We start from the raw sequence: 13,801 nt of genomic DNA on the forward strand, positions 1-13,801 counted from the left end.
ACATCGCACTGGCACGGATATCCAGCTTTTCTTTGGCCTTTTCTGCCAAGTCCTAAGATTTCCGCAGTCGCGTGTTGAATTCGGCACGCTCATGATAATGTTCGGCCGAATCATACCCTTCCCGGAAAGGATGCCATGCAAGCGCTCCGGATCGCTGCCTTCCTGTTCTTCGCAACCTTGTGCAATGCCGCGGCAGCTCAGCCGCTTTACGGCATCGCCATGCATGGAGATCCGGCGCTGCCGGCGGACTTCAAGCATTTCCCTTACGTTAATCCGGATGTCAAAAAGGGCGGCCGCGTCAGCTATGGCGTCGTCGGCACTTTCGACAATCTCAACCCCTTCATTCTGAAGAGCATGCGCACGACCGCGCGGGGCATGTGGGACCCGGAATACGGTAATCTCGTTTATGAACCGCTGATGGTGCGCTCGCGCGACGAGCCTTTTACGCTGTATGGGCTGCTGGCGCAGACGGTCGAATGGGACGACAGCCGAAGCCATATTCAATTCAACCTCAATCCCGATGCCAAATGGTCGGACGGGCAGCCGGTGAAGCCGGAAGATGTGATCTTCACGTTCCAGCTTCTTCGCGACAAAGGCCGCGTCCCGTTTTCATCGTGGCTTGAGACCATCGCCAGCATGGAGAAGGTTGGTGAGCACAGCGTGATGATCCGCTTCAACGAGAAAGCCAATCGCGAAACGCCGCTCATCATCGCCTCGTCGCTGCCGATTCTGCCGAAGCATGCGATCGACACGGATAGTTTCGATCAGACCTCCCTGCGCATTCCGATCGGCTCCGCCCCCTACAGGATCAAGAGCGTCGATCCCGGCCAGCGCATCGTCTTCGAGCGCCGTTCTGACTACTGGGGCAAGAACCTCCCGTCGAAGGTCGGCATCGACAATTATGATGAAATCACCGTCAATTACTTCCTGCAGGACACGACGCTGTTCGAAGCTTTCAAGAAAGGCGATGTCGATATTTATCCCGACGGCAGCCCGGGCCATTGGCAGCAGGCTTACAATTTTCCTGCGGTAACTTCCGGCGCCATCATCAAGGAGACCTTTAGGCCAAAAACGCCGAGCGGCATGTTGGGTTTCGTCTTCAATACGCGGCGGCCGATGTTTGCCGACAAGAATGTACGCAAGGGACTGACCCTCGCCTTCGACTTCGAATGGCTGAACCGAAATCTCTATTCGGGCGCCTATAAGCGCACGGAGAGCTATTGGCAAAATTCCGAACTTTCGTCGTTCGGCATTCCCGCGGATCCGCATGAGCTCGCCATGCTGGGACCGATCAAGGACCGCATCGATCCGGATGTGCTCGATGGCACCTACAAGCTGCCCGTCAGCGACGGCTCCGGACGTGACCGCAAGATCCTGCGCGAGGCGGTAGCCCTGCTCAAGGAGGGTGGCTATACAATCCGCGGTGAGAAGATGGTCGATAAGAACGGCCGCCAGCTCAGCTTCGAAATATTGACCCAAAATGCAGATCAGGAGCGCATGGCGATCCCCTATCGCCGATCTCTGGAATTGCTCGGCATTGCCGTAACGATTCGCACGGTCGATGATTCGCAATATCAGCTCCGGACGATCAACTACGACTACGACATGATCATCAAGTCCTACCCTTCGTCGCTATCGCCGGGCATCGAGCAAGTGGGGCGCTGGAGCTCCTCTGCCGCCAAGACCGAAGGCAGCCTTAATTTCGTCGGCGTCGCAGACCCCGATGTCGATACGCTGATATCACATTTTCTGATGGCGCGTTCGGCCGAGGATTTCCGCGACGCCGTGCGTTCTTTCGATCGGATGCTGATTTCCGGATATTATCTAGTGCCGCTCTACCATATCGATCAACAATGGGCGGCGCGGCGCAGCCGCATCAATCATCCCGGCGTTCTGCCGCTTTACGGGTACTATCTGCCTGCGTGGTGGGACGCTTCCGCGCAGTAATCTCGGCCGGTTCCCTTTCGGTAACCGGTTGAAGCCATCGGCACAAAGGCATAGATGGAGAAGAACAGCGCGAAAAACCGAAAGGATAAAACCATGGAACGCATCACGATCGACATCGTCTCGGATGTCGTCTGCCCATGGTGCTATCTCGGCAAGGCCCGCCTGGAGCTCGCCATTGCCGAGGTGCAAGACGAAGTAGGCGTCGACCTCAACTGGCGACCATATCGGCTCAATCCCGACTATCCGCCCGAAGGCGTCGACCAGAAAAAGGCGCTGGAGCAAAAGCTTGGCGGCGCCGAGCGTGTCGCCGAGGGGCACAAGATGTTAACCGAGCTCGGCCGCGAAGTGGGAATCAAGTTCGATTTTGACGCCATCAAGATCGGCCCGAACACGCTCGATGCCCATCGCCTCATCCACTGGTCGGTCACCGAAAGCCGCGAAAAGCAGGACAAGGTGGTGGATGCTCTCTTCAAGGCCAATTTCGAAGAGGGCCTCAATATCGGCGATCATGCCGTACTGCTCGATATTGCCGAAAAGGCCGGCCTCGACCGCTCCGTCATATCAACCCTGCTTGCCTCCGACGCCGACCGCGATCTCATCATCGGCGAGATCGACGCCGCCCAGAAGATCGGCGTCAACGGCGTTCCCTTCTTCATCTTCGACCAGCAATATGCCATCAGCGGCGCGCAGACACCGGACGTGCTCGTCGAGGCCTTGCGCGACATCGCCAAGATGAAAGCGGAAGCACGGGCGGGGATGAACTAAGCGGGATTCCGCTTTTTCGATCATAGCTGCAAGAGCTTCCGCGAATCGCAGATCGCGGAAGTAGCCGCGTCATACCGGCATCAGGTTTTTGCCAGTAATCCCGAAGCCATCGCCCGGAAGGCTTCTATCGCCTTGGGCAGCACTTCCGCCGGATTATCGCTGGCAGCAACCCAGAGGGCGGCATTCAGCGCCGCACCGGAAATGAGCCGGGCTGCCGCCTCGGGATCGACCGGCTTGACCACCTCTTGTTCCAGAAGTTTTGAGACCGTCTGCCGGGTGCCGGCGAGACAGCTGTTCTGGCTGGGCCATTTCGAGGGGTCGCCCAGAACGGCCGGACCGTCGAGCAAGACGATGCGCTGGACCTCCGGATCGAGAGCCATCTTGATGTAGGCCTCGCCTTCCGCAAGCAGACCTTGCCAGTCCCCATCCGCCTGCGCGCCGATCTCCTTCGCCCGCAGCGCCAGTTCGTTGTCGATCTGATCGACGACGGCGGCGAGCAATCCGCGCTTGTCGCCGAAATTATGATAGAGGGCGCCTCTCGTCAGGCCGACGTCTGCCGTCAGCTCATCCATTGAGGCCGCCGCAAATCCTTTCTCCGCAAAGGCTTTCCGCGCAGCGGCAATCAGCTTGCTCCGATTTTCTTCCATGGTTTCCAGGCGCTTTGCCATATCACTCTCAAATTTCACATACGTTTCGTATTTGAAATATTGACATACGTCGCGCATATGAATATTTCACATACATGTCGTATATCAAACGAAGCGGCAGTTTGGAAGTCTCGCGTGAGCTTGCGTTCTTCCGATCTTTTCACATCAACGAAAGCCAAACATTATGACGACACGTAACGCAATCTTCCCGAAGAACAGGCATGCGCTTTATGAGGAGCATGGCTATTCCGCCGCAATCCGCTCCGGCGAACTGCTGTTCGTCTCCGGTCAGGTCGGCAGCCGCGCGGATGGAAGCCCAGAACCGGATTTCGAAAAGCAGGTCCAGCTCGCCTTCGACAACCTGCAGGCAACTTTGGAAGCGGCAGGCTGCACCTTCGATGACATCATCGATGTCACGTCGTTCCACACAGACCCGGAGCGGCAGTTCGGTGCGATCATGGCCGTCAAGAACCGGATCTTCACCGAAAAACCCTACCCGAACTGGACGGCGATCGGCGTCAATTGGCTGGCGGGCTTCGATTTCGAAATCAAGGTCATCGCGCGCATTCCGGATTCTGGGGAGATGCGCGAGCCGCGGGCGGCTTGAGGGTATGGTCAGATTTCAGCTCGCGGCGGAAAATGACCGTCGCGGGCTGGGCGTGGCCGTCAAAGCTAAATTTGTGCAGCCGCGCTTCCAGCCGTTGCGAGATGTGCGGAAGTCGCTACTTTTCTTCGTCGATGAAACTGCGGATTTCGATGATGAACGTTTCCACCCGCCCCGATCTGAGCGATATAACACTGGGAGACTGGGTGGATCGCCGTTTGCCTGCGGCGTTGAGACCCTACACGCGACTTGCGCGGCTGGACCGGCCGGTCGGCATTTGGCTCACGCTTTTTCCCTGCTGGGCAGCGCTCATTCAAGCCTCATACGGTTTTCCAGATATCAGACAGCTGGCCATCTTCTCGCTGGGCGCATTGCTGATGAGAAGCGCAGGCTCGACGGTCAACGACATCGCAGATCGGAAATTCGACGGCCATGTCGAGCGAACCCGCTTCCGCCCCTTGGCAAGCGGTCAAATCGGCGTGCGGCAGGCCGTGCTGTTTCTTGCGGCGGAACTGGCGCTGGCCGCCTCGCTTATATTTCTTCTGACGCCCTTTACGCGCCTCGTCGCGATCAGTGTCCTGCCCCTCGTCTTTGTTTATCCGCTCTGCAAGCGTTTCACATACTGGCCCCAGTCCGTGCTTGGCGCAGCATTCAATTGGGGAATGCTGATGGCCTGGTCGGAAGTCACAGGCGCGATCCCCGTCGGTGCGGTTCTGATGTGGCTTGGAGCCATCGCCTGGCAGATCGGATACGATACCGTTTATGCCTATGTCGATGTTCGCGACGATACGCGACTGGGCTTGAAGTCGACCGCAATCCTGTTCGGCAACCGCGGCAGGGCATGTATCGGCCTGTTCTATACCATTGCCATCGCGGCATGGTCCGCCGGTGGATGGTTGACGGGCATGTCATTGCCTTATGCGACAGGAATGCTTGTCATCGCCGCCCATCTCGGCTGGCAGACTTGGCGCCTCAATCTTTCACGCCCAGAGATCAGCTACCGGCTGTTTCTAGCGAATATTCTAACGGGTATGTTGCTGGCCGCAGCGGCCTTTGCTGGAACTCTATAAGCCGCGCCCAAAGGAAGAGATGCGGATTTTCGGCTCAGAGCCCACGTCCTATTTCGCAAGCTCCGCCAGCTGCGTCATGACAACTGCCGCTCCCTGCAGCCGCTTCTCCGGCGTCGGCAGGTCGCGGGTCAGGAAGACGCTATGGTCGGGGCGGATCTTGGCCATGGTGCCCTGCTTGGCGATGTAGCCGACGAGATTAGCCGGGTTCGGGAATTCCTTGTTGCGGAACTGGACGACGACACCCTTCGGACCGGCATCCAGCTTCTCGACATTGGCGATGCGGCAGAGTGACTTGATGTAGACGACCTTGAGGAGGTGCTGCACCTCCATCGGCAAGGGACCGAAACGATCGATCATTTCGGCGCCGAACCCGTCGATCTCCTTCAGCTCCGTGATCTCGCCGAGGCGGCGATAGAGCGCCATGCGCAGATGCAGATCGGGCACATAGTCGTCCGGAATCATGACAGACGTGCCGACGGAGATCTGCGGCGACCAGCCGGTATCCTGGATCTCGTCGACGCCCTTGACCTCGGCGACGGCCTCCTCGAGCATCTGCTGGTAGAGCTCGAAGCCAACTTCCTTGATATGGCCTGATTGTTCTTCGCCCAGCAGATTGCCGGCGCCGCGGATATCGAGATCGTGGCTCGCCAGCTGGAAGCCGGCGCCAAGCGTGTCCAGTGACTGGAGGACCTTCAGTCTGCGCTCCGCCGTGGTCGTCAGCACCTTGTTGACCGGCAGGGTGAAGAGTGCGAAGGCACGGACCTTGGAGCGGCCGACACGGCCGCGGAGCTGATAGAGCTGGGCAAGGCCGAACATGTCGGCGCGGTGGACGATCAGCGTGTTGGCCGTCGGCACGTCGAGACCGGATTCGACGATGGTCGTCGATAGCAGCACGTCATAACGCCCCTCGTAGAAGGCATTCATGATGTCTTCCAGCTCACCGGCGGGCATCTGGCCATGGGCGACCGCCACCTTCAGCTCCGGCACGTCCGATTGCAGGAAGGCATGGATATCGGCGAGATCGGCGAGGCGCGGACAGACATAGAAGCTCTGGCCGCCACGATAATGCTCACGCATCAGCGTTTCGCGGATGACCAGCGAATCGAAGGGCGAGATGAAGGTGCGCACCGCCATGCGGTCGACCGGCGGCGTGGTGATGAGCGACAGTTCGCGTACACCGGTCATCGCGAGCTGCAAGGTGCGCGGGATCGGCGTCGCCGACAGCGTCAGCACATGCACGTCGCTCTTCAGCTCCTTCAGGCGCTCCTTGTGCTTGACGCCGAAATGCTGCTCCTCGTCGATGATGAGCAGGCCGAGATTGGCGAACTGGATGCCGGCGCCGAGGAGCGCGTGGGTGCCGACGACGATATCGGTCTTGCCATCGGCCACTTCCTTCTTGGTGAGCGCCAGTTCCTTGGAACCGACCAGGCGAGATGCCTGCTGTATGCGGATCGGCAGCCCACGGAAGCGCTCGGAGAAGGTCTTGAAATGCTGGCGCGAAAGCAGCGTCGTCGGCACGACAACGGCTACCTGCACGCCATTCATGGCAGCGACGAAGGCTGCGCGCAGCGCCACTTCCGTCTTGCCGAAGCCGACATCGCCGCAGACGAGGCGATCCATCGGTCGGCCGGCACCAAGATCTTCACGCACCGCCTCGATAGCGTTCATCTGGTCGTCGGTCTCGTCATACGGGAAGCGCGCGGCAAATTCGTCATACAGTCCGTCCGGCGTGCTGAGTACAGGCGCATGCCGCGTCAGGCGTTCGGCCGCGACGCGGATCAAGGCGCCGGCCATATCCAGCAGGCGCTTCTTGAGCTTGGCCTTGCGCATCTGCCATGCGCCGCCGCCGAGCTTGTCGAGCTGCGCCTCGGTGCCCTCGCCGCCATAACGCGAGAGTAGATCGATGTTTTCGACCGGCAGGAACAGCTTGGCATCGTCGGCATATTGCAGCTCGAGGCAGGCGTGCGGTGCGCCGGCTGCCTCGATGGTCCTGAGGCCAACGAAACGGCCGATACCGTGCTCGGCATGAACGACGATCGAGCCTTCGTCCAGGCCCGCCACCTCCGAAATGAAGTCGGCGGCGCGCTTGCGCCGCTTCGAACGGCGCACCATGCGGTCGCCGAGAATATCCTGCTCGCCGATAACGATCAGATCGCCAGCTTCGAAACCAGCTTCGAGGCTGAGCACGGCCGCGGCCGCCTCACCCTTCGCCAGGCCGCCAAGGTCCTTGAAGGCCTCGATCGTCTTGACGCGCGCCAGCCCGTGTTCGGATAGCACCTGCAGGAGGCGATCGAGCGAGCCTTCCGTCCAGGCCGAAATCAGCACCTTGCCGCCCGAAGCCCGCTTGTCGGCGATATGCTTAACGACTGCATCGAAGACGTTGACGCGCTCGCTATCGGTTGTGTCGGTCGCTGACCGCGCCCAGCGCGGCCCCTGGCGGGCATCAAGCTCGATGACGCGACGCGCCTCGCCCTCATGCTCGTTGAAGGGCGAAATACGGATAGCGTCGAAGGCGTCAAGCGCATTGCCGAATGCCTTGCCATCGAGATAGAGCTGGCCGGGCGTTACTGGCTTATAGGGCGTGCCCTGTGCCATCTGCCCCTTGGCCTGCTGGCCGGATTGAAGGCGGGCGTCGTAATAGTCGAAGACGAGCTTGGAGCGCTCCTCGGCCGCCTCGCGCACGGTGTGATCCGTGACCAAGCGAAAGCCTTTAAGGTAATCGAAGACCGTCTCGAGCTTCTCGTAGAACAGCGGCAGCCAATGTTCCATGCCGGCGTATCGCCGACCTTCGGACACGGCGAGATAGAGAGCGTCATCGCGCGTGGCGGCGCCGAAGGCGGAGAGATAGTTCTTGCGGAAGCGGCTGATCGTATCCGGCGTCAGCGTCACTTCGCTCATCGGATTGAGATCGAGCGAACGCACCTGCCCTGTCGTACGCTGGCTGGCCGGATCGAAGCTGCGGATGCTTTCCAGCGTATCGCCGAAGAAATCGAGGCGCACCGGCTCTTCCGTGCCCGGAACGAAGACATCGAGAATGCCGCCGCGCACGGCATATTCGCCGACCTCACGCACGGTTGCCACGCGCTCGAAGCCGTTACGCTCGAGACGAGCCGCAATATCGTCCATCCGGACCTGGTTCCCCGGACGTGCCGAGAACGCCAGGCTTTCGATGATATCCTGCGGGGCGACCTTCTGCAGCATGGCGTTGACGGTCACCAGCACAACGGCTGCATGCGGCTTGTGATGATGCGCGATCAGGCCGGACAAAGCCGCCAAGCGCCGGGCCGAGGCGTCGGAGCTTGGGGAAACGCGGTCATAGGGAAGGCAATCCCAGGCCGGCAGGGTGAGTACCGGAATTTCAGGCGCGATGAAGCCGAGCATCTGCTCGACATCGGCCATGTGCTGGCCGTCGGACATGACATAGGCGACCGGCTGGCCGGCCTTTGCCATTTCGGCAATCAGGAACGGCTCAAGACCGGCCGGAACATGACCGATCGTTGTCGGCTCGCTGGCGGCGAGCAGCTTCTTCGCATCGAAACCGGGGATCATTTCGTTAATCCGAACCTTTCGGCGATCTCTTCGAAATCGGGCTTATAGGATGCCAGGCGCTCAAAGAGCGGTGTGCGCAGATGCTGCGGCGTCGGCTGGCTACCGAGGATCCACTTCAGGAGATCGTTGTCCTCTTCGGCCATGATGCGCTCGAGCTCATCGAGATCGGCTTCAGCGAGGCGCGGCAGCTCGTTGTCGGCAAATTGGCCGAAGACGAGATCCATCTCGCGGATGCCGCGATGCCAGCAACGGAAAAGGATGCGCCGACGGCGAGGATCGAGATCGGCACTGCTGAGGGTCAGCCCAGTCATCAAAAACACCTTTATGTTGATGCGTCTCTATAAAACCAGCGCTCAAAGGTGGGAACCGGTTTTTCAGAAAAAAGCACCCGCGATGCAATTTTCCGGGGAGTGTTAGGCTCAACGGCGCCGAGTTTCCCGCTGCCCCTTGCCAAATGCGCCCTGCCCGTCGCATTTTGCCGGCCATGCGTCCCGCCATCCTCGACCCGCTATTTGCCTCCATTTCTTCGCTATCAGGCGTCGGGCCGAAGGTATCCGAGCTGCTGGTGAAGCTGCTCGATCGCGAGACGATCGACGATTGCCGCGTCATCGACCTTATTTTCCACGCGCCGCATTCGATCATCGACCGGCGCGAGCAGCCCGGTATCGCGAGAGCACCGCAGGGCGCCATCGTCACCATCACCGGCCGCGTCGATCGCCACCAGCCGCCACCCAACCCGCGCAGCAACGTGCCCTATCGCGTCTATCTACACGACGAAACAGGCGAACTAGCGCTGGTCTTTTTTCGTGGCAAGGCACAGTGGCTCGAAAAGCAGCTGCCGATCGATGAAACCGTTACCGTCAGTGGCAAGGTCGACTGGTTCAACGGCCGCCCGTCTATGGTACATCCGGATTATATCATGCGCGAGAGCGAGGCGGAAAACCTGCCGCTGGTCGAGCCGGTCTATCCGCTAACCGCCGGGCTTACGCCGAAGTTCCTGCGCAAGACGATAGAGGCAGCATTGCCGCGCATTCCGCAGCTGCCAGAGTGGGATGATATCGCCCTGACGCAGAAGCAGGGCTTTCCCTCGATCTCCGATGCCTTCCACATGCTGCATGCGCCCAGGGATGCGGCGGATATCGATCCGCAGGCACCGGCGCGGCGCCGGCTGGCCTATGACGAATTCCTGGCGGGGCAATTGTCGCTTTCGCTGGTGCGCCAGAGGTTGCGCAAGGTTGCCGGTCAACCCGTGCATGCAACTGGAGAAATCAGCGGCAAGATCCTGGAATCGCTGCCCTTCTCGATGACGAATAGTCAGCGTGATGCGGTTGCCGATATTCTTAAGGATATGGCAGGCACCGAGCGCATGCTGCGACTGCTGCAAGGCGACGTCGGCGCGGGCAAGACGCTGGTGGCGCTGATGGCGATCGCCGCCGTGATCGAAAGCGGCGGCCAAGCCGTGCTGATGGCACCGACCGAAATTCTCGCCCGCCAGCATTACGCGACAATTTCGAAATTCGCAGCGAGTGCAAACCTTTCCGTCGAAGTTCTCACAGGCCGCACGAAGGGGCGCGAACGGGATGCGATCCTGGAGCGCATCGCCTCCGGCGAAGCGCAGATCATCATCGGCACGCATGCGTTGTTTCAGGATAGCGTCGCCTATGCCAATCTGATGCTGGCTGTCGTCGACGAGCAGCATCGTTTCGGCGTCCATCAGCGCCTGCGGCTAACTGCGAAGGGCATTTCGCCCCACATGCTCGTTATGACCGCAACGCCTATACCGCGAACGCTGGTGCTGGCCGCATTCGGCGACATGGACGTTTCGAAGCTCACCGAGAAGCCCGCGGGCCGCAAGCCGATCCAGACGATCACCATTCCGAATGAACGAACAGGCGACATCGTCGCGCGCCTAAGGAGTGCGCTAGCGGAAGGTAAAAAAGCCTATTGGATATGCCCACTTGTGGAGGAATCCGAAGAATCCGATTTAATGTCGGTGGAGGAGCGGCATGAGACACTGACCAAGGCGCTCGGCCCAGGCATCGGTCTCATCCATGGCCGGATGAGCGGCCCGGAGAAAGACACTGTGATGATGGCGTTCAAGAACGGCGAGATCCGCCTGCTGGTGGCCACGACGGTCGTCGAGGTGGGCGTCGACGTGCCGGACGCGACGATCATGGTCATCGAACATGCTGAACGTTTCGGCCTGGCACAGCTTCATCAGTTGCGCGGACGCGTCGGTCGCGGGGATGAGGCTTCCACTTGCATCCTTCTCTACAAAGGGCCGCTCGGCGAAACTGGACATGCGCGGTTGTCGATCATGCGCGAGACGGAAGACGGCTTCCGAATTGCTGAGGAGGATTTGAAGCTGCGCGGCGAAGGTGAGCTTCTTGGGACACGCCAATCCGGCACGCCAGGCTTCCGCATCGCCAGCCTAGAAGCCCATGCCGATCTTCTAGAAATCGCCCGCAAGGATGCCGCCTATCTGATCGAGCGCGATCCGGAACTGACCAGTGAGCGTGGCAGTGCGGTACGCACCCTGCTCTATCTCTTCCGCCGCGACGAGGCGATCCGCTTCCTGCGAGCGGGGTAGGCGGATGGACGCGTTAGCCGCGTCCACCCCCGTTTCATCAGATCACTTTGCGGCGAGACCGGGAATGGTAACCTGGAATACCTGGAACATGGTATCGACATCCGCGCCACTATCATCCTTGTAGGCAGCGCCGACCTGGAAACCATCCTGGGTGATGAAGTCGTTGTCATTGGCGACGAACAGGAAGTAATCGTCAGGCAGCTTCGGATCCTGAACGCTGACGAGCGACATGGCCTCCCACTTTTCCGAGAGGTTGTTGCGGTCGTTCGGCGCGCCGTTATGCAGACCAAAGCGCGCTAGATCGGCGCTGTCGTTGATATCGATGAAATTGCTGACTGCCGCCGGCTTGACTGAAGGATCAAGAACGCCCTTCGGCGCGACAGCTGTGTCGCCGTCGAACTTGCCGCCGGCAATATCGGTGGCAGCGGAAACATCGACAGCCACAACGCTGCGATAGAGCGACTTGTCGCCCTTCTGGCCGTAGCCATTGTTGCTATCGCGCGCGAGCATCAGGAAGCTTGTCGGTGAGAGCGCCACGATTTCGCTTTGGGCGGCAACGGCCGTCTTGCCCTTGTCGTTGGTGAAGACCGGCAGAGGCACGACATATTCGTGCACCAGCTTCAGATTTGCAGGGTCGGCGGCATCATAGACAAGCGCGCGGGTATTCTGGCGCGTGGAGCTGGAATCGCCGCCATCCTGGCGAGTCGCGGACTGGAGCACGACGATCAGGAACTTACCGTCCGGGGTCAGGGACATGCCCTCGAAGCCTTGGTTGTTCTGGCGTCCGCTGGTCGGATCTTTCGGATCGGGAGCGGTTTCGCCCGGGCCGGGATTGTTCGAGGAAAAATTCACGGCGCCGTGGCGCATCGGCAGAAACGCGGCCGGTGGTGCCGTGGCCGAGATCATCAGCCCACCCGCCGAGAAGCGGTAGATATAGGGACCGTACTCATCACTGATGAACATCGAACCATCGGGCAGCCGGGCAATGGCTTCGTTATCGAGCGAAATCTTGCCGTTTGGTGCCTGTGGCAAAAGTGGCAAGCCGCCTTCCGCCTGGCGAACGCCGTTGGCTGGGTCAAGACCGGTGGTTCCGTTGCCCTTATTGTCCTTCAACAGCAGCGTATCCGCGAGCTTGGCTTCGACGCCCGCCTGTTCCTTACCGGCTGGAGGCGTTGCACCGGAGGCAACCGGCGTCAGTTTGATATCGATGGTGTTGAGACGCGCACGGTAATCGGTGGTGCCGGCGACATTGTAACCGCGGTCCGGCAGCAGCCACAGCGAGCCCTTGTAGGTGCCGTCGGCGTTGCGACCCCAGCTCTTGGTATCGATCGACATGCCTGAACCGGAGCCGAAAGTCTCACCGAACTTATCGCGCTGATTGGCCGGAATGCGGCCGATCGCGACGCGGCCTTTATTGACCAGCGTAACACCGTCAATCGTCACGGAATTATCCGCCAGCGCCAGCATTGGAGCCGTGAAAACAAATGTGGCAAGCGCTGCCGACAGCAGCGGCAAGCTCTTCGAACGCATATATCTCAAAACCATATCCTCCTGATTAAAAACTTCATGAAGGCAACGACATCCATCTCCGGCCGTTTCGGACCGCGTTGGAGAACCGCAGCTCGGTGCCTGTGCCCCGAACATACGATGCTGAGATACGTGCGATTATCTGCCCCGACTGACGATCTAAGGCGTCAATATGATAGAGGCATGACAATTCGCGCAGAACGCGAAGGCATTGATCCAACTATTGGAAGATGAGCAATTGAGGTTAAGGAGCCACGGGAACCGGCTGCCGCAATTCCTTGGCTGCGACCAGCTTCTCGTATTCCGGCGCCACAAGGCCGCCCGAAATCAGCAGCTTGGCACCATCCTCCGGGCTCATATCGAGCACGGTGATCTTTTCGCGCGGAACGAAGACTAGAAACCCGGCCGTCGGCACCGGCGTCGGCGGCAGGAAGACCGCCACCATGTCCTGACCCATGGCATTGAATTTCGAAGCGATCTCGCCTTTGGCATCCGTCGATATGAAGACCATGGACCAGAGGCCCGGGCTTGGATATTCGATCAGCCCTACCTTCTTGAACGAGCTGCCCTGCTCTTTCAGCACAGTCTCGAAGATCTGCTTGACGCTCTTGTAGATCGTGCGCACCAGCGGCACGCGGTTGACGATCGACTCCCCGAAGCGGACGATGCTCTGACCGATCAGGTTCTTGGCCAGAAAGCCGACGATCGTGATGAAGATCATCGCGATCACCAGGCCGGTACCGGGCACAGCGAAGTTCAGATAGCTCTCGGGATCGTAGCGCGCGGGAATATAGGGGCGAACCCAGCTATCGGCCCAATGGACGACGGACCAAGTCAGCCATAGTGTAATGGCAATCGGGGCACAGATAATCAGGCCGGCCAGGAAATTGTTTCTGATCCGCGTCGTCACGGACATTTTGATGAGTTTTTCAGTCATTCGCCGCTCGAAAACTCCGTCCCGTCGCTACCGCTTCCCGGCAAACCCTCCCCACCATCTCCGTGGGCGAATCGTGCCAGAAATTGGGGCGGCATACAACCCGCTAGCCACATCTGTGAGCCGAACAAGCGATCGACTCACGAGGACGTGACGGCAAATGCACGG

At 59.9% G+C, this 13,801-nt stretch carries 10 protein-coding genes; 5 read left to right on the top strand and 5 right to left on the bottom strand.

The window, feature by feature from the left end; all coding sequences use genetic code 11:
* The first annotated feature begins 135 nt into the window (after positions 1–135).
* Entirely contained in the window at positions 136–1,947 is a 1,812-nt protein-coding gene (locus FHT85_RS23295; RefSeq protein WP_112338379.1) for an extracellular solute-binding protein, read from the top strand.
* A 93-nt stretch (positions 1,948–2,040) separates the two neighbouring features.
* Positions 2,041–2,712: a DsbA family oxidoreductase gene (locus FHT85_RS23300; RefSeq protein WP_112338378.1), complete on the top strand. Its 672-nt coding sequence runs from the start codon at positions 2,041–2,043 to the stop codon at positions 2,710–2,712.
* An 80-nt stretch (positions 2,713–2,792) separates the two neighbouring features.
* Here FHT85_RS23300 and FHT85_RS23305 read toward each other — a convergent pair whose 3' ends face one another.
* Entirely contained in the window at positions 2,793–3,380 is a 588-nt protein-coding gene (locus FHT85_RS23305; protein WP_112338377.1) for a TetR/AcrR family transcriptional regulator, read from the bottom strand.
* A gap of 163 nt (positions 3,381–3,543) precedes the next feature.
* On the opposite strand from FHT85_RS23305, the gene FHT85_RS23310 reads away from it, so the two are divergent.
* Both FHT85_RS23310 and ubiA read left to right on the top strand, forming a co-directional pair.
* Complete coding sequence (locus FHT85_RS23310; protein WP_112338376.1) at positions 3,544–3,966, top strand: RidA family protein; 423 nt, start codon at positions 3,544–3,546, stop codon at positions 3,964–3,966.
* A 152-nt stretch (positions 3,967–4,118) separates the two neighbouring features.
* A complete protein-coding gene (gene ubiA, locus FHT85_RS23315) occupies positions 4,119–5,033 on the top strand; it encodes a 4-hydroxybenzoate octaprenyltransferase (protein ID WP_112412154.1) in 915 nt (304 codons plus the stop codon).
* Between the two features lie 48 nt (positions 5,034–5,081).
* Here the strand turns inward: ubiA and mfd are convergent, their stop codons facing one another.
* Together mfd and FHT85_RS23325 are read right to left on the bottom strand one after the other, a co-directional pair.
* Positions 5,082–8,582 (bottom strand): transcription-repair coupling factor, encoded by a 3,501-nt coding sequence (gene mfd, locus FHT85_RS23320; RefSeq protein ID WP_112400640.1) that lies wholly within the window; start codon positions 8,580–8,582, stop codon positions 5,082–5,084.
* Positions 8,579–8,893 (bottom strand): succinate dehydrogenase assembly factor 2, encoded by a 315-nt coding sequence (locus tag FHT85_RS23325; protein ID WP_112338374.1) that lies wholly within the window; start codon positions 8,891–8,893, stop codon positions 8,579–8,581. Before FHT85_RS23325 ends, mfd begins: the two co-directional genes overlap by 4 nt.
* Before the next feature lie 173 nt (positions 8,894–9,066).
* On the opposite strand from FHT85_RS23325, the gene recG reads away from it, so the two are divergent.
* Positions 9,067–11,172: an ATP-dependent DNA helicase RecG gene (recG, locus tag FHT85_RS23330; protein WP_112412153.1), complete on the top strand. Its 2,106-nt coding sequence runs from the start codon at positions 9,067–9,069 to the stop codon at positions 11,170–11,172.
* A 42-nt stretch (positions 11,173–11,214) separates the two neighbouring features.
* Here recG and FHT85_RS23335 read toward each other — a convergent pair whose 3' ends face one another.
* Positions 11,215–12,639, bottom strand: a complete 1,425-nt coding sequence (locus FHT85_RS23335) for an esterase-like activity of phytase family protein (RefSeq protein WP_409527349.1) — start codon at positions 12,637–12,639, stop codon at positions 11,215–11,217.
* A gap of 304 nt (positions 12,640–12,943) precedes the next feature.
* Positions 12,944–13,636 (bottom strand): DUF502 domain-containing protein, encoded by a 693-nt coding sequence (locus FHT85_RS23340; RefSeq protein WP_112338373.1) that lies wholly within the window; start codon positions 13,634–13,636, stop codon positions 12,944–12,946.
* Positions 13,637–13,801 lie beyond the last annotated feature (165 nt).

The sequence above is a fragment of the Rhizobium sp. BK312 genome, assembly GCF_014193605.1.
GTDB lineage: Bacteria > Pseudomonadota > Alphaproteobacteria > Rhizobiales > Rhizobiaceae > Rhizobium.